The sequence below is a fragment of the Pseudoalteromonas fenneropenaei genome (assembly GCF_042643375.1).
Classification (GTDB): domain Bacteria; phylum Pseudomonadota; class Gammaproteobacteria; order Enterobacterales; family Alteromonadaceae; genus Pseudoalteromonas; species Pseudoalteromonas fenneropenaei.
In genome coordinates, this window is record NZ_JBHRSD010000014.1 from 282,334 (window position 1) to 299,952 (window position 17,619).

Sequence of the window (17,619 nt, forward strand, 5' to 3'; positions counted from 1 at the left end):
TCATCAATGGAAACAAAATTACTAAAAATAAAGTTGAACCCTGGATCACGAGAAAAGGTCGATTCGCTATTGGCATATATGAAATCTCACATTGATTTTCCTAAACAGGAAATGGAGCAAAAAGGTTATTTTTGGGATTCAGTTTTCTATGATTGCGAAGCTGAGGATGAATTTTTGTACATCGTTTTGAAATCTAAGAGTTTCTCTAAAATTATGACAGATGAAGCTGGTCTAATAAGTACACCTTTTAGAGAAGTTTACGAAAAATTTAGAAAAGAGTGTTGGGCTCCAGAACATTACAACGATGTAGAAGCGTTGTTTTGTTTTAATAAAGAAGTGAGTTTTGAAGCGTGAGAACGGCATTTAACAAACGCAGTTTTGGGACAAAATCTCGCTACGATCAGTCTTGCCCCAGCTGCGGGCGTTGAAGACCCACTTCTGCCATATACACAACAGTCAGGCTTAATTAAATCCAGCGAATCAAACCTGACTGTTTAAGTTAAGGCAAATTACAGTTTATTGACTTCAATTTTGCCGTCTTTGATCACCAGCGGTACGTTTTCCATGGTGCTGATGTCTTTTAGTGGGTTGCCTTTTACCGCTATCACATCGGCGAGTTTACCGGCATCGAGTGACCCAAGTTGGTCAGCGCGTTTTAGCAAAGTTGCAGCATTGATGGTCGCCGCTTGCAGCGCTTGAAGTTCGCTCATGCCAAACTTCACCATACGGCTAAATTGTTTGCCGTTGTCACCATGTGGATAAACCCCAGCATCTGAGCCAAACACCATGTTTACACCCGCTTTTACTGCGCGGCGGAAGCTTTCGCGTTGTGTGCCACCCACTACACGTTCTTTGTCTAGGCTTTCAGCCAAGATCCCGGCTTTTTCACCTTCGCTCAGGATATACTCAGTGTTGTAGATATCCATTGAGAAGTAAGTGCCTTGTTTTTTCGCCAGTAAAATAGCATCGTCATCTAAGAAACTAACGTGCTCGACGGAATCTACCCCAGCTTTGATGGCTGATTTGATACCTTCCGTACCGTGCGCATGTGCTGCCACGGTTAAGCCCCGTAAATGTGCCTCGTCAACCAAAGCCTGCATTTCTTCTAAAGAGTATTGCTGGGCGCCGACTTTGGTGCCTTTGGAAAGTACTCCACCCGTGGCGCAATATTTAATCACATCGGCGCCATATTTAATGTTTTCACGTACTTTGGCCCGCACTGCCCAGGGGCCATCGGCGACGCCTTCTGCAACCACTTTATGCTCATGAGTGAGTAAATTGTTATCGCAGTGGCCGCCAGTAATACCGAGAGATGGACCGGCTGCAAAAATACGCGGCCCCGGCACATCGCCATCGTAAATGGCATCACGTAGCGCGATATCGGCATAGCCTGCGGCACCTAAGTTACGCACTGAGGTAAAGCCCGCATCTAGAGTGCGTCTGGCATTCATCACACCCGTAATAGCAGCGCGCTGCGTGGTACGTTGTAGGCGTTTGTAGCCATGGACGTGGGCATCGCTGGTCAAGTGCACGTGCATATCGAATAGGCCCGGCAATAAGGTGTGGCCGCTTAAATCAATCACTTTGGCATCTGCAGGTAGCGCTTTTTTAGTGGGTTTGCCAATGCTTACAATGCGGTTGTCTTCGATGATTAGGGTGGCAGGGGTGATGAGCTTGCCGCTTTTTACATCTAGCGCCGCATCGGCGTTTAATACTAAGGTTTCTGCTAAAGCTTGGGTTGTAAACATGCCAACTGCCAGAGCTAACAAAGTCGGTTTTAACATAGTGAGTTCCATTACTTAAGAAGCGAGCGAGTGGCCAAAGTGTTATCGCTTTTATCTGCTAAGGCAATGCTTGCGCGACGAAATGCCCGTAAATGCAATGAATTAGGTACAGTGTTGCGAATAGGAAAACATCAAAGCTCTGTGATTTGCATTGGTCTTGCGTTTTTAGTGGCTAGGTGGAGGGAGAAGTGTTGGGTACTTCATGAGGTTAGCAACAAGCGGGTTTTTCAAGTGTATAAAAGCGTTGTTTAAAAACAGCTAAAATTACTGTAATAAATTAAATAACAATTTGATTATAATAAATATTTTTGTATTTTTATGGCGTAAAATGAATTTTGCATTAGGCTTGAAGTGCAACTAATTGCACAAGGAATGAACAATGCAAAAATTGACTTTATGCACCCTCGCGCTGGCTAGCGCATGTTATACGCCAAGTTTGTTGGCAAATTCACCCGTTTCCGAGCCTACACTCGCACCCTTACATTTGGCGCTGGTACCTGCACAGGCGATTGCGGAGCAATATATTGTGGTATTTAAGCGCCCTTTAATATTGGCCGAGCAAAGCGCCGAAACTGTGGCGCAGTATGCTCGTTTGCAAGCGAAAGAGCTGAGTTTGCAATATGGCGTAGCGATTACACGGCATTTTTATGGCACGCTAAATGGCGTGGTGGTTCGTGCTAATAAAACGCAACTGGCACAGTTAAGGCGCGCGGTGAATATCGCTTATATTGAGCAAGACCAGCTACTTTCGGTCGCGCCGCTGAGTATGCACAACAATGCAATGCCTGAATGGGGGTTAGACCGTATCGATCAGCGTAATTTGCCGCTTAATAGCCAATATCACCATGACTATGATGGCAGGGGTGTAACGGCATATGTTATTGATACTGGCATTAATATCGCCCATCAAGATTTTGCTGGGCGTGCCCAGCATGGCTTTGATTTTATTGATAATGACCCAGACAGCAGTGATTGCAACGGCCATGGTACGCACGTTGCCGGAACAATAGGTGCCAGCCAATATGGTGTGGCTAAGCAAGCCAATTTAGTTGGGGTGCGGGTGTTGGGGTGTAACGGCTCTGGTTCTACCTCTGGGGTGATAGCCGGCGTGGATTGGGTACGAGCTAACGCCAGTGGCCCGAGTGTGGCTAATCTGTCGCTTGGTGGTAGCGCTTCACAAGCATTAGATGATGCCGTGAATGCTGCGGTTGCGGCGGGCATTAGTATGGTCGTTGCCGCTGGCAACGATAATAGTAACGCTTGTTACTCGTCACCAGCGCGTGCCGCCGATGCAATTACGGTTGGTGCTACCGCCAGTAACGATAGTCGCTCGGGCTTTTCTAATTACGGCAGTTGTTTAGATATCTACGCCCCCGGTACGGACATTACCTCCACTTGGTATAGCAGCAACACCGCCATTCGTACCATCAGCGGCACGTCAATGGCGGCGCCGCATGTGGCAGGGGCGCTGGCTTTATATCTACAACAAGACCCGAGTTTGACCCCCGCGCAATTGACGCAAGAGCTGATAACCCGCGCGTCCCAGGGAAAAGTGCGCGATGCAGGCAGTGGCTCGCCAAACTTACTGTTATTTACTTTAGGTGCCGATGTGGTTGACCCCGGCGTACCTGTGACGGCACTGGCTGCTGGGGTGCCGCTCCCCGTGGCTGGCAGTACCGGCTCGCAGCAGTTGTATAGCATTACGGTGCCGGCGGGTGCGCCTTCGCTTAATATTGTCCTTGCGGGTGGTAATGGCGATGCCGACATGTACGTGCAGCACGGTAGTTTGGCGAGTTTTGAGCAATTTGTTTGTCGGCCTTATAAAAGCGGTAACAACGAAAGTTGCGCTTTTACTACGCCAGCCACAGGCGAGTGGTATGTGATGCTGCATGGTTACCAGCAATTTAGCGGTGCGACATTAACTGCGTCGTTGGCTGATGTACCAACCGCGTGCGATGGTTTGTGTTTACATAATGATGTGCCGGTAACGAGCCTTGCTGGTGGGCTTAATTCCGAATTGTTATACCAGTTTGTGGTACCTGCGAATGTTGAGGTGACGATTAGCACTCAAGGTGGCGCGGGGGATGTTGACCTTTATGTGCGTAAAGACGCACGGCCGACGACCTTGAAATATGATTGCCGACCTTTTGCAACTGGCAACAACGAAACTTGCCGTCTTAATTCAGGCACTGGCGGTACGTATCAAATCTTATTGCGTGGTACTGAGCGCTACAGCGGTGTAACGCTATACGGGCGATACTGATTTACCGTGTCGCTATTCCTGCGGCGCTCCCGTTTTTAATAAGCAGCTTTGTGCTGCTAAATCCTCCCATGCCCCTTAGTGGGCATTTTTGGTTTTCGGGTCGCAATCATCTATTTCAGGAGGCCGTTGTTATTAAAGCTTTGCCATAAATCTTTATTAAATCATTGTGATAGCTAGCTAAGCGCGAGGTAAACTCACGCCTACAATAATCACCTTACCCCTGATTGCGCGAGGTAACACTCACGTCGACAATAATCATCATTCTTCCTAATCTTCTGATTATTCCAGCTTTAGAGCAGGTAAAGGGGTGATAAAGCATCATAAAACCAAATTGAGAATAAAAATAATTATCACAAGCGTTGAACTTTGTTGATAATTGCGTATTATTGCAAACAAATCTCATTTACAGGTAATTGGCAGTTCTGCCAGCGGATGTACACTCTATGCGTAAACTCTTTCCTTCCTTATTATCTTTGGCGATTGCCAGCGGGATCATGTTAAATCAATCAGTTATGGCTGACGAATCCGGTTCATCGGTTGCCAATACCGATTTAGAAGTCATTGTGGTCAGTGGCAATAAAGTTGCTAAGCCACTTAAAGACGTGGTGGGCAGTATCTCTGTGATGACCAGCACCGAGCTTGATAAGCAATTGGTTAACGATATGAACCAGCTGTTTAGATATGATCCGAGCATTAAAATCACTGGCAGTCAGGGCAGCGCGCAGAATTTTGTGGTACGCGGCATGGGGTCTGATCGGGTGTTGATGATCAAAGACGGTATGCGCATGAACGAAGGTTATGGCGCCAATGGTTTGAACGATGTAGTAGGGCGTGGTTTTATCGAAACCGAGACTTTAAAGCAAGTTGAAGTAGCCAAAGGTGCGGCGTCATCAATTTACGGCTCTGATGCACTGGGCGGTATTGTGGTGTTTGTCACTAAAGATGCTGAAGACTACTTGCAAGCAGGCGAAACCTTTGCTGGTAAAGTTAAAGCGGGTTATTACGATGACGGTGAACAAGCGCAACTTGCTGCCACATTCGCGTTAAAACAAGAGAGTTTTCAGCAAGTTTTACATTTAAGTGCAAGGCGAGGTGAAGAGCAGCAAAACTATCAAGGCTCATTAGAGCCGTTTGAGATAGATTCTGAAAGTTTACTGTATAAAGCGCGCTACGACTTAGCCAGTGGTGACAAGCTTGGCGTTAGCGTGGATATTTGGCGCCAAGATACCCAAGGTGACAGTGCCGACGGTTTGCTGGCCTACTTCCGTAACCTTGCGAAATATGGTTACCACATCGCAGACGAATCGATTAGCTCAGAAAAACGTAGCGAAGCGCTGAAATTCAACTATCAATCTTATAATGGCGTATGGTACGACGTGCTAGAAGTGAATGCTTACCGCAACCATACGCAGCAGCAAGACAGCGAATATGGCTTTTTAGACATCAACGCGCCGAAGTTTAGAGTGGTAGAAAAGCGTCATATGTGGAAAAACGGCGACTACGAACAAACCACGTTGGGTTTGTTATCTCATGCCAGTAAACAGCTGAATGCTATGCATACGTTAGGATTTGGTGTGGATGTGGAAACCACCGAAAGTTTGCGTAATACCCATGAGCTGCGCACGGTTGAAGGTAAAGCCGCGCCAACTAAAGATGAACTTACCGCTAAGTTTCCAAAAAACGATACTTTGCGTGCGGGGGCTTATATTAATGACGAGATCAGTCTAAGTGAGGGTAAGTGGTTACTGACGCCAGGCGTTAGGCTAGACCATTACGATATGGATCCGAACGGCAAACTCAAAGTCGATGGTACGCCATTTAAAGCCATTAACGAAACCCACGCCTCGCTGAATTTTGGCGCGCGCTACGCGATTAATCCTTCCCTTAATGCGTATTTTCAATATGGGCAAGGCTTTAAAGTGCCAGCTTATGATTTAGCTTACATTGAACACAGCATGCAACCCAGCTCAGAGTACGCTTATGAGGTGATCCCAGCGGACGACCTTGCGCCAGAAACCAGCGACACTTATGAACTTGGCCTGCGCGGCTATGTTGGCGAGGTTGTGGTTAATGCCGCAGTGTATTACAACCGTTTTGATGACTTCCTTGATACTGAGCTGGTTAAACGTGATATGGTGCGCGATGGCGAAGGTAACTTTAGCCACATTAAAGAGACTTATCGCTACCAAAATATCGATAGCGTCACGATTAAAGGCATCGAATTAGGTGCCCGTTACGATCTCAACGCTAATTGGCATATTCAAGCCAATGCCAGTTATCAAGATGGTAAAGATGACGCCACGGGCGAGTACCTCACTACCATTAGTCCGCTTAGTGGCAATATTGGCGTAAGCTATGAACAAGACGCGATTAGCTCGGAGCTAGTGCTGACCTTGGCTAAACGTATGACCAAAGTCAATGCGGGTAAGGAAGAAATCGCCGGTTATGGCACCTTAGATTGGTTAGCTAGTTACGCCGTTAATGCAGACTTGAGTGTTAACCTCGCGGTATACAATTTATTTGATAAAGAATATGTCGATTTTAATAACGTTGCAGGCCATGACGAAGGCCAAGACCTAAGTCGTTTGACTGAAGTAGGGCGTAATTTTGCACTGACTCTTAGTTATCAGTTTTAAACGTTGGTTTAAAATGGCGCGCTCGTTATGGCGTCATTGGACTGACAACAGACAGCTCTCCCCACACAGCCAGCAAGTTTTAGCCAGCTTGGTGGCTGTGTTATGCTAAGCGTGCACTCATCATCTGGAACAAACGCCCATGCATATCAACGAATTAGATACCCCAGCATTGCTGGTTGACGTCGACCAACTGGCGCGCAATATCGCCATGATGCAACAGCAAATCAGCGAACTTGGCCTCAATTTAAGGCCTCATTGTAAAGCCCATAAAACCCCAGAGCTTGCCTTACAGCAAATTGCGGCGGGCGCTAAAGGGGTGTGCGTGGCCAAATTAGGTGAAGCCGAAGTGTTAGCCCGTGGCGGTGTGCAGGACATTTTAATCACTACGCCGATTGCGGGATTGAAAAAGGTGCAGCGTTTAATCGCCTTGCAACGTCAATATCCGACTACGCGATTAATTCAAGTGGTTGACCATATCGAGCAAATTCAACTTATTGGCAAAGAAGCACAGCAACAGCAAGTCAGCATACCTTTGTTGATAGAAGTAGAAAGCGGCCAGCAGCGCTGTGGGGTAGAAGTGGGCGACGAGCTGTTGAATTTGATCCGTGCCATTCAAGCTTGTAATGGGGTGAGCTATCTGGGCGTACAAGCTTATAGTGGCCATTTACAGCAAGTGAAAACCCTTAACGAGCGCAACCATGCAGCCCGTGAGGCGGTACTGCCGCTTTTTACTTATATTGAGCAGGTTTTAACCCCACTTGGCCTTGCGCCTAGTGTCGTGAGTGGCGGTGGTACGGGCACTTTTGCCGCTTATCAAGGGCTTGGGTTTACTGAAATTCAAGCGGGCTCTTATGTGTTTATGGACGCATCGTATCGCAGTATTGAAGACTTACAGCAAGCAAGTGAGCCGCTATTTGGTTGTGCGCTGTCAGTATTGGCAACGGTGATCAGCACCCCTAAACCACACCGCGCTGTGGTTGATGCTGGCATGAAAAGCCTGTCCATTGACTTAGGCATGGCGCAAGTGCTGGATGATGACAGCATACGTTATCAATGTGGTGGCGATGAACATGGTATTTTGCATTTATCACAACAGAGTCAAAAGTTGCGCATTGGCGATAAAATTCTTTTGCTACCAAGCCATTGCGATACCACAGTGAATAACTTTGATACCTTTGTATTGGTAAGTGGCACTGAGGTGGTAGGAGAAGTTGCCATTGCAGCACGAGGACGTTGCGATTAGGTTTAGGTTGCTAAAACAGGGCGCGTAACACGACCACGCCCTGTATGTCAGCTAATCAATTTATTTACCGAGCGCCGATTGTGATGCGCTCAAGTTTAGCCCTAGTTGGCTCTTAACACACACCTGGGCCTGTGTAACACACCGGATAGCTGTGTTGACACATCCAAGCTGCGGTATAACCGCCAGCTACTTGCGGGGTAGCCTGTTGTTCGAGTTGTTTGGCCGTGCTTAGCTGTTTGACTTGGACTTTTTTGACTTTCAGTTTCATGGTTTGCTCCTTTACAGTTGTTTAGAAATTAATCTATTGCAAAACTGTAAATATTGTAAATTGAAAGATTTTCAAGCGCTGTCATTTTTGTTCCAGATTGGGCTGTTTGGTGAGCCACTCGTCACGCCATTTCAGTGCCACGGCATCACCGTTCTGGTCAAGCTTAAATTCAAATGGCTCAGGTGCGGCGAATGGAATTGGCACGCCGCGAGACAATTTAAAGCCGCCAAATAAACTCGCTGTAGCAGGTTTTAGGCTAATTTCTGTGTCACCTAATTTTGCTAACAGGGTTTGTTCACAGTTGCTTATGGCTATTTTGAAATAGGGTGAGCGGCCAAGATATATGCCGTTGTAACGTGCAAGCGTTTTTGCATCGGGTGTAAATGCCCAATTTTGCCACTTAGGGTCGCTTAAGCTGGAATGGTATTTTTGTTCGCGATGCTTCAGCCACTTATCAACGTTCTCAGGATAAATGGCTAAGCGACGTGTTCGCCACGATGCAGTTTCGGGGTCGTCATTTAGAAACAACATAAGTTGTTTAAAGATACGTAGCGCTTGCAGGCCCGTGAGATTGTCCGAATTACCAAATGCTGCAAAGCCCAAATTAAGCGCAGGCACTAAGGCCATCAGAGACTGAGCGCCAGTATAACCGCCACCGTGGATATACACTGGCGTACCGTCAAGCTCGCAAATATTCCAGCCCAAACTGTAACCTGCGCACGGCATTTCGTAGCTATTGCGCTGTTTTTCATCGCGTTTAACCATACTGGTGTGCGCCAGTGTGAGCATCTCAGCGGTGATATGTTGACTGCCTTTTGAAAGATTGAGCTGCAGCCATTTCGCCATATCTGAGGTGGAGGTCACAATTCCGCCCGCAGATTGCATTAACGCATCCGGTTTTGGTGCTAATGTCGCATAGCCTAAGGTTTGGCCTTGCCAAATATGGTGCCAAGACAAGCTATCCGCAGCGAAATCAGAGGTTTTGCTTGAAGTATGCGCCATCGCAAACGGTTTAAAGATCACTTCGTTTAGCCAAGTGCGCCATGATTTGCCGGTGGCTTGCTGCAAAATCGCAGCATAGAGGTTGTAACCTAAGTTATCGTAATCAAAACCAACAGGCCTAGATGTGGCGGTGATTGATAGCAGCGCAGGGTAATCTGCTGCGGCAATTTCGCTATAGTAAGCTTCAAGCTCGGTAATTAACTCAGCATTTAACGGCACTTGATGACTCAGTAAATCCCGTAAGGTCCATTTACCGGCGTCAAACCCTGTGGGAAAGCTCGTTGTTGGCCAAAATTGGCTTAAGGGCGACCCCAATTTGAGTAGCCCTTGCCTATCTAAAAAAGCCGCCACTAAACCAACATAAGCTTTGGTTTGTGACGCGATATAGATAGGCGTGGTGGTGGTGAGCGGTAACTGCTTGGCGGCGTTTCTAAACCCCCATACTTTATTAAGATACACCTCTTCCGCACCGACGATGACGATGCCAAACCCCGGCCCTAGTCCTTGGGTTTCACTGACAAAGGTGTCGATGTAATTTGCGCCTTCGGCAAGCGTTGCGGCGTCGCTTGAATGAATATAACTGAAGCTAATAGCAACCAAAGTACCGACCAGCAACGATTTCATATGTTTGTTCCAAAAGGATTTATTTTTGTACTTTAGCCTAAGCTCACTGTGAAGTATTGAACAGATTTAACCTGATTCTAAAGTTGTTTTAGCCTTAATAGCATTTGTAACTGCCTTGGAGTGGCGCCCAAATAGCGGCGAAAGCTGCGTTGCATATGGCTTTGGTCGGCAAAGCCAGCTTGGAGCGCGGTATCGCTTAGCGAATGCTGTTGGCTTAATTGCAAAATAGCGCGGTCAAGTTGTTTACGTTGCCGATATTCACTGGCGCTACAATGGAAAAAGCGTTTAAAGGTGCGCGAGAAGTGCACCGGATGCACGCCTATTTGCATCGCAATATCACTTAACGGCACACTATCATCGTGTTCTTCTAACCTTTGCTGTGCCTGTTTAAGCCAACTAGGTGGGGTAAGCTCAGTGTAAGCAGGCAGTGAAGAGACTTGACTCAATAAATCCCAAAAGCAGTCGGTTGCTTGCTGCGTGTCTTGCGCTAACTGCGCGGTCAATAACGCTTTTAATTGCTGAGGTGAAGTGCGCTGCAAAGGTTGCCACAGATAATTGGGCGGTGTTAAAGCGGCCAAGTCGGTCAGCATGTTGGTGGCAAAATTAAACGATAGTATTAATGCCCCTTGCTGTCCGTATTGGTTTTCGTGCACTAATGTGGCGGGTTTAAAACATAAACTCGGTTGGTAAATGGCATATTCGTCGCACAAGGTGCTTTCGTGGACTTGGCCGCAAAACAAAAACGAAAACTGTGCCAGCTCATGTTGGTGTGCAGGCATCGCACTGCCAGCGGCATAATAACTGAGTTTGCAAAGCAAATTGTGGTCAAGCGGCAAAGTACTAAGGGTTGTCATGGTGCTGTTTAACGGTTTTCTTTCAGCCTAACAGCAAGCCATGACAAAGGTTTGTGCAAAGTGTAACAAAATATCAGTTGCACAGTTGCGAAGGTGGGGTTATTCCTGCCACCAAGTTTTATTTGGCATGGCTTCGCCTAAGGTTAAAACCTCGCCGACAAGCGGTGTGGTTAAGGTGACACCGTGCTCAGATGCGGCAAGTTGCACGCGGTCTAGCGGCTCGTACCAAGCATGAAACGCCAAATCAAAAGTACCATTGTGTATAGGCATCATAACTTTGCCACCAAGGTCCAAATGTGCTGTCACGCTTTGCTCCGGCGTCATGTGAATATCATGCCAGTCTTGGTCGTAAGCGCCAGTTTCAATCAAAGTTAAATCAAATGGCCCAAAGCGTTCGCCAATCTGTTTAAAGCCGGGGAAGTAACCTGAGTCGCCACTAAAATAGATTTTCCCTTTGGCTGTTTCGATAACCCAAGAGCCCCACAAAGTGCGATTGGCATCATTTAAGCCACGGCCAGAAAAATGCTGGGTTGGCGTAAAGGTCAGTGTTGCAAGCTCACTTTGGTGCGACTGCCACCAGTCAAAACGCTGAATTTTGGTTGCGGGCACGCCCCATTTTTGCAAATCGCCTTCAACACCCAGTGGCACAAAAAACACGGCGGTTTTGTTGGCTAACTCGGTGATAGCTTGCTTATCTAAATGATCATAATGGTTGTGAGAGATTATCACGCGATCTATCGTCGGCAACTCAGCAATCGTTAGTGGTGTGTGATGAAAACGCTTAGGGCCAATAAATGCAAACGGCGAAGCTCACTCGGCAAATACTGGGTCAAGCAGCCAATATTCGCCCATAACTTTGAGCAATAACGACGAATGGCCTAGTTTTACTATATGCACTTCATCGCTACTTAACGCTTCTAGCTGACTGCGGGTAAGCGTATTCACTGGAATAGCGTGTTGTGGCTCAGTGTCAACGCGAGTTTCACGGATATAACGCCATAAAATCTGTAAAGTCTTTTTCAAAGTTGAAGGATTAGTCGGTTGCAAGTTACTGAACTTACCTGCCTTTAAATGTTCGGACGTAGGTAAAGCTGAGTTAACACTGGCGTTTAAAGAATTAGACATTTGGCATCCCCCAACAAACATAACAAATAAAATCGACGTAATGACGAGCAAGCGTTTCATAGTCACATCGGCTAAAAGTAAACTATACGGTGTAGTTTACTTTTGTGTTGCAGCAAAAGTAAACTGCTTAGTGTAATTTTTTTTTAGTTTGCTACAATCATGCCTCACAGCATCGTCACAAAGCTAACTTGCATTATGAAAGTCTCAGAAAAAAAACGCTTACAGATCATCAATACCGCTGAGCGCCTGTTTGCGCTGCAAGGGGTAGCAGCAACCAGCATGGATCAAGTTGCGGCAGAGGCAGAAGTATCAAAGCGTACCGTGTACAACCATTTCGCGACCAAAACGGTGCTCTTTCAAGCTGTGATGACTGAGATGTTCTATAAGATTGAGCAAGGTGCCGAGGTGGTGTTTGACCCCATGCGTGACATCAGTGCGCAACTAACCGAAATTGCCAATCAAGAAGTGCAACTGTTGACCTCAGACGAGTTTTTAAAAATCGCCAAAATCGCGTTTTTACAACTGCTGCAAGACAGCGAACTAGCGCAAAGCCTCAGTAACGCGCAATTTGGTTGTTTGCGCTACTTTGAACGGTTTTTGGCGTCGGCGACGGAGCAGGGGGTACTCAGAGTCACGGACTTCGAATTGGCCGCCAAGCAGTTTGTGTATCAATTAAAATCGTTGATCTTCTACCCCGCATTATATGGTTTTGAGCAAATCACCAAGGCGCAGCAAGCTTACTATATTGAAGAAACGGTTAAATTATTTGTCGCAAGGTATGGGAATTAAAAGGACCTTGGTGCACTTAAATAAAGCAAAGTGGTTATCAAACCACTTTGCTATTGCCATAACGGATATCGATTAAAGCTCAACGTCTTGGGTGGCGGTGGGGCTCATAATGGTTGGGCAAACACTAGGTATGGTGCTAAACATATCAATAAAGTGGCCTTGTACGCGTTCCATATCAATAAGGTGCATGCCGTTGGCAAAGCCAAACCACACATATAAACCGTTTAGATCGCTAAACATCGGCGGCACATATTGTGGTGGGTCGATAATGCCACTCAAATAAGCACCATATAGTACTGGAATATCATTGAGGTTTAGCTTACCAAGGAATAGCATCGGGATAAGCTCTGGGCGCCCTGCTGAAATCGCGCTATGAATAAAGTTAAGGTTTTCCACAAAGCCGCGTACGTAAGATAAGTCTTTGGTAAATACGGCGCCACCGTTAACTCGGCCACCACGAAATACCCGCTGTGCTACCGCATAGCTGTCGTTTTGACTAAGTCCCGCAGCAATAAAATGACGATAAACATCAAGGAAGTCAGCGCCCTCTTCGGCCATATGTATGGCGGTCACGCGGTCGCTGATCCGTCTAGCGCGTGCGGGGAAGCTGGCAAAAGTGAGGGTTTCTAGTAGTACAGCTAAGCCTTCCTGATGGGCGGCGATTCTTGGTGAACCTACCCCAAGCCAAGTGGCGTAGGGCTGGGCTCGGCCGTTTAAGGTTGTACCCACATGTACCCAACCTTCATGGACTTCAAGTACATGTAAATCGCGGTCAGAGAATTTTGAGCGGGTGTTAAGTTTAATGCTATCGCCGCCAGCTGCAGCGTCAGAAACGATACCGTCAGAAAGTTTGACTTGCACATTATGACGGGTGAAATAGCCATCTAACTTGCTTTGTAAAATCCCCACTGATTGCTCAGCGTCATAAAGCTTAGGCTGCGCGAAGGAGATATGTTTGGCGGCTGGTAAATGGAAAATATCACACAAATGCTCGCCCACTTCTTTAAGTGAACGGCGGTCGCCGATTAAATGGTCGTGCGCCGAGCCATACAATGCGCGGCTATGATCAATAAAGCCGGTGGTGCCACGGTCTTTTAAGAGATCCATCACCAGCAAGTATTGCTCTGTGGTGTCTTGTAAAATTAGCCCTAGCGGGTCCTTTTTACCGAGTTCTTTTTTAATATCACTTAACAGACTTTTTAATTCAGCACGGGTTTGGTTTAAATCAAAACCCAGCGGAATAGACTGGTAATAGGCTTTATCGGCAGGTGGCGGGGTATTGGCGCCACGGGCAAAGAATTCTTCACGCCACTGCGCTGGCCATTTGATGGCGTCTAAGATGCGAATTGGCTGCTGAATGGCCACTAGGCGGTCGGAAAGGGTACGGAGTTTTTGTTGATAATTCTCTAGCGGATTTGGCATTGTTGCGCCTCTGCGTTAAAACTAGGCTAACTGTATGTCATTCATGGTATTTTGAATAGTGATTTGTGTTCACTTTTTGCTGAACTGTAAAGAGTGATATTGTGATGATACGCGGTAAATAGCGGTCTACTGGAGGCAAATATATCACTAAATTACTTGGCATTGCTGGTAGGAGTTAAGGAAGTGCTTCCCCTAAGCAGAGATCTGCGATGTGATTAAGGTGAGTGAACGCAGCCAATACCGCTGCAACTTCAAATAAATCGGTTATTGAGGAGCAAGTCATGTCAGAAAAACAATTACAGCAAGTCACAGGCGGCTGTTTATGCGGTGCAGTCCAGTTTGAAATCAATGGTGCAGTATCGTCGTTCCATTTGTGTTATTGCAATCGCTGTCGCCACAACACGGGCAGCGCCCATGCGGCAAATATTTTTGCCAAACCTGAAGCGCTCCGTTGGCTTAAGGGCGAGGAAAAAATCCAACGTTTTGAGCTGCCACAAGCTAAAAGCTTTGCCAAACAGTTTTGTCGTGAATGCGGTGCGCCTGTGCCGTACATTAACCGCAGCGGTGCGTTTTTGGTGATCCCCGCAGGGAGTATTGATACCCCATTTGACTTTGCTTCAGATGATAGAATTTTTGTTGCTGAGCAAGCAAAGTGGACTGAGTGTATTGCCACGCTACCGACATTTGACAGTTACCCCGACCAGTTTTGACATCAGTCGCAAACAATTGACGGGCAGGCGCGGTTCTCTTTAAGGTAGGTAATTAGACTTTGGTAAACAGCACCTATTCGAGCCGCAGCTTGCCACTCATCAGGTAAAGGCGCTTGGTGGCGCTAGTCAAAATGAGAATAAATATTACATATAAATCAATTTGTTTAGATTTTATAAGTCAAGTCAGATGCAGCAAAAATCATCAGCAGGAGCAAGAATGAAAATAACAAAAACGTTGCTGGCATGCTTAACGCTTGCAGCAATTGGACAAGCCAGCGCAGGTCAGGCGATATTACAGCCAGAAACCATTTTTGATTTAGAATACGCCAGCCAAATAGAGCTTAGAGATGATGGCAAACTGGCTTATTTTGTGCGCAACCGCATGGACATCAAAAAGGACCGCAAAGTCGGCAATATTTGGTCGGTGGATATGGCAACCGGTGCTATGTTGCCGGTAACCTCTGGCGTACACCAAGATTTCGCGCCGACTTTATCCCCTGATGGCACCCGTTTAGCGTTTATATCTACCCGCGATGGTAGCGCGCAAGTCTATGTCAAATGGCTTGCCAGTGGCGAAGTAGCAAAACTGAGTAGCCTCACGCAATCACCTAGTCGTTTACATTGGACGCCAGACGGCAATCATCTGATCTTCAGCATGTTTGTGCCAAAACCCGCAAAAAGTCCAGTTACTGTAAAAGGAAAACCAGAAGGCGCTGATTGGGCGAAACCCGCAGTATTTATCGACGATGTGTATTATCGCGCGGATGGCGAAGGCTATTTGGAGCCAGGTTTCACTCACTTATTTAAGTTAAATGCGCTAGGTGGCAATGCCAAGCAGCTCACTAGCGGTGATTTTGATCACAATGGCGCGGTGAGTTTTAGCCAAGATGGCGGCACGTTGTATTTTTCTGCCAATCGCCATGAAAATCACAGGCTTAAACCAACCAACAGTGAAGTTTACGCCTTGGATATGCAGAGCTTGGCTATTACACCACTTACAGACCGAGTGGGACCAGATTATTATCCGGCAGTTTCGCCAGATGGTCGTTATCTCGCGTATCTTGGCCATGATGACAAATTAACTAACTATGAGAATGACTTGCTCTACGTGCGTGATTTAAAAAGCGGCGCAACGCAAGTGTTTGCACAGGAGTTAGACCGTAGCCTGAGTAGCTTAAAATGGGCAGGTAATAGTAAAGGCGTGTACGTCAGTTACGACAGCGAAGGGCAAACAACCTTAGCGTTACAACCGTTAAAAGGCCGTTTGGAAGTGATCACCAAAGATATCGGTAGCACCGCACTTGGCCGTCCTTATTCTGGGGGTGACTTTGATGTCAGTGAGCGTGGCGCGGTAGCATTTACCTTGGCTGATACGAACCGCCCAGCCGATGTTGCAACATTGGCGCGTGGCGAAGTAAAACGTTTAACCCAATTGAACGACGATGCTTTAGGCGATATCGAACTTGGGAAAGTTGAATCTTTATGGGTTAAATCCAGCCATGATGGCCTTGTAGTGCAAGGTTGGGTTATGTATCCACCTAATTTTGACGCTAGCAAAAAGTACCCGCTGATCCTTGAAATTCATGGTGGTCCGGTGGCTAACTATGGCCCGCATTTCAGTGCTGAATTACAGCTCATGGCGGCGCGTGGTTACGTGGTGCTGTATATGAACCCGCGCGGCAGTGACTCGTATGGCAAGGACTTTGCGCAAACCATACACCATAATTATCCAAGCAATGACTTTGATGATTTAATGACGGGTGTTGATGCGTTGCTAGCCAAAGGCTTTATCGATAACAAACGCTTGTTTGTTACTGGTGGCTCAGGTGGCGGCGTACTGACTTCGTGGATTGTCGGCCATACTGACAGGTTTGCCGCTGCGGTGGTAGTGAAACCGGTTATTAACTGGTACAGCTTTGTACTCACTGCCGATTATTATCCGTTTTTTGCCGATTACTGGTTCCCAGGTAAGCCGTGGGAGCACATGGAACATTACATGAAGCGCTCACCAATTAGTTATGTCGGGAATGTAAAAACACCCACTATGCTAATGACGGGCGAAGCCGACTACCGCACGCCAATTTCTGAAACCGAGCAATTTTATCAAGCGTTGAAAATGCAAGGAGTTGATACGGCGATGGTGCGTATTCCAGATGCATCACATGGCATTGCCGCTCGGCCTTCTAACTTGTTAAGTAAGGTAGAGCACATTCTATGGTGGTTTGAAAACCGCGCGAAGAAGTAAGCCAATTTGCTGCGCAGTGCCGACTGCGCAGCTTCCCCTTCCTACTTGTTTTACACCTCGCACTAAATATTGACCGTATTAAATTAGCTTGACGGCTGCTTTATTTTCACGCAATTTGGCGCAGTCAGCTGGGTGGTTTTTAGGCACTGCAGCGAGTCTAATAATAACCACAGAAGGAATTTAAGATGCGCACACTAATGCAAATTGGTTTGGTATTGGTTGGGTTGTGCTTTACTCCAGTTGGCGTGGCTGGGGAGTGTGATAGTGAGTGTCAACTGTCGCAAGTTAAAGCTTATTTTGGTGCGCTTGATAAAGTTGCACGCAAAGGCTCAAGCGTTGCGGATATTGAAGCGTTGCTCATGTTGATGCATCCTGAGGTCAGTTATGTACATATTGAATACGACGCGAATTTTGATAAAGCCAGTTGGCGCCGTGCGTTTATGCGCAACCTTGAACTCGGCCGCTTTAACAACTCCACAGCCCAAGAGCAGCGCATACTCAAGTCGATAAATGGGAAGAACCATCTTGCGGTGGAATATGCGCATGGTGTGGTTGACGGCGAAGGAAAATGGCACGCCGACGCACCTTTACTGGCGTTATTTGGTTTTCGCGACGGCCAAATCGTGATGGTTAAAGAGCTTTGGTAAAACGTGC

13 protein-coding genes and 1 pseudogene are annotated in these 17,619 nt (G+C 46.9%); 8 read left to right on the top strand and 6 right to left on the bottom strand.

Translation table 11 applies throughout. The features are described from left to right. Nucleotides 1-6: 6 nt before the first annotated feature. The gene (locus ACFOEE_RS09385; RefSeq protein WP_377123523.1) at nt 7-354 is read left to right on the top strand and encodes a DUF6176 family protein; all 348 of its coding nucleotides are present in this window, start codon (nt 7-9) and stop codon (nt 352-354) included. Between the two features lie 155 nt (nt 355-509). Here the strand turns inward: ACFOEE_RS09385 and ACFOEE_RS09390 are convergent, their stop codons facing one another. Next, complete coding sequence (locus ACFOEE_RS09390) at nt 510-1,784, bottom strand: Xaa-Pro dipeptidase (RefSeq protein WP_377123525.1); 1,275 nt, start codon at nt 1,782-1,784, stop codon at nt 510-512. Between the two features lie 379 nt (nt 1,785-2,163). On the opposite strand from ACFOEE_RS09390, the gene ACFOEE_RS09395 reads away from it, so the two are divergent. The 3 genes from ACFOEE_RS09395 (at nt 2,164) to ACFOEE_RS09405 (ending at nt 7,926) form a co-directional block, all read left to right on the top strand. Next, the gene (locus tag ACFOEE_RS09395; RefSeq protein ID WP_377123527.1) at nt 2,164-4,047 is read left to right on the top strand and encodes a S8 family serine peptidase; all 1,884 of its coding nucleotides are present in this window, start codon (nt 2,164-2,166) and stop codon (nt 4,045-4,047) included. A gap of 443 nt (nt 4,048-4,490) precedes the next feature. Beyond that, entirely contained in the window at nt 4,491-6,683 is a 2,193-nt protein-coding gene (locus ACFOEE_RS09400; protein WP_377123529.1) for a TonB-dependent hemoglobin/transferrin/lactoferrin family receptor, read from the top strand. Nucleotides 6,684-6,822: 139 nt separating this feature from the next. Further along, nucleotides 6,823-7,926, top strand: a complete 1,104-nt coding sequence (locus ACFOEE_RS09405; RefSeq protein ID WP_377123531.1) for a DSD1 family PLP-dependent enzyme — start codon at nt 6,823-6,825, stop codon at nt 7,924-7,926. Nucleotides 7,927-8,038: 112 nt separating this feature from the next. Here ACFOEE_RS09405 and ACFOEE_RS09410 read toward each other — a convergent pair whose 3' ends face one another. From ACFOEE_RS09410 to ACFOEE_RS09425, 4 genes and pseudogenes are all read right to left on the bottom strand, one after another. Continuing rightward, nucleotides 8,039-8,194 (bottom strand): hypothetical protein, encoded by a 156-nt coding sequence (locus ACFOEE_RS09410; protein WP_377123533.1) that lies wholly within the window; start codon nt 8,192-8,194, stop codon nt 8,039-8,041. 81 nt (nt 8,195-8,275) lie between these two features. Then, on the bottom strand, nt 8,276-9,820 hold the full coding sequence (locus tag ACFOEE_RS09415) for a serine hydrolase domain-containing protein (RefSeq protein WP_377123535.1): 1,545 nt from the start codon (nt 9,818-9,820) through the stop codon (nt 8,276-8,278). 77 nt (nt 9,821-9,897) lie between these two features. Continuing rightward, the gene (locus ACFOEE_RS09420) at nt 9,898-10,674 is read right to left on the bottom strand and encodes a helix-turn-helix domain-containing protein (RefSeq protein ID WP_377123537.1); all 777 of its coding nucleotides are present in this window, start codon (nt 10,672-10,674) and stop codon (nt 9,898-9,900) included. Between the two features lie 99 nt (nt 10,675-10,773). Then, a pseudogene (locus ACFOEE_RS09425) lies at nt 10,774-11,799 on the bottom strand (MBL fold metallo-hydrolase). A gap of 195 nt (nt 11,800-11,994) precedes the next feature. Here ACFOEE_RS09425 and ACFOEE_RS09430 point away from each other — a divergent pair. After that, nucleotides 11,995-12,588: a TetR/AcrR family transcriptional regulator gene (locus ACFOEE_RS09430; protein WP_377123539.1), complete on the top strand. Its 594-nt coding sequence runs from the start codon at nt 11,995-11,997 to the stop codon at nt 12,586-12,588. 72 nt (nt 12,589-12,660) lie between these two features. Here the strand turns inward: ACFOEE_RS09430 and ACFOEE_RS09435 are convergent, their stop codons facing one another. Then, nucleotides 12,661-14,010 carry a flavohemoglobin expression-modulating QEGLA motif protein gene (locus ACFOEE_RS09435; RefSeq protein WP_377123541.1) on the bottom strand — a complete coding sequence of 450 codons (1,350 nt, stop codon included), beginning with the start codon at nt 14,008-14,010 and terminating at the stop codon, nt 12,661-12,663. Nucleotides 14,011-14,291: 281 nt separating this feature from the next. Here ACFOEE_RS09435 and ACFOEE_RS09440 point away from each other — a divergent pair, with 281 nt between their 5' ends. From ACFOEE_RS09440 to ACFOEE_RS09450, 3 genes are all read left to right on the top strand, one after another. Continuing rightward, nucleotides 14,292-14,720 (top strand): GFA family protein, encoded by a 429-nt coding sequence (locus ACFOEE_RS09440; protein WP_377123543.1) that lies wholly within the window; start codon nt 14,292-14,294, stop codon nt 14,718-14,720. A 217-nt stretch (nt 14,721-14,937) separates the two neighbouring features. Beyond that, a complete protein-coding gene (locus ACFOEE_RS09445) occupies nt 14,938-16,965 on the top strand; it encodes a S9 family peptidase (RefSeq protein WP_377123545.1) in 2,028 nt (675 codons plus the stop codon). Nucleotides 16,966-17,150: 185 nt separating this feature from the next. Further along, nucleotides 17,151-17,612 carry a hypothetical protein gene (locus ACFOEE_RS09450; protein ID WP_377123547.1) on the top strand — a complete coding sequence of 154 codons (462 nt, stop codon included), beginning with the start codon at nt 17,151-17,153 and terminating at the stop codon, nt 17,610-17,612. Nucleotides 17,613-17,619 lie beyond the last annotated feature (7 nt).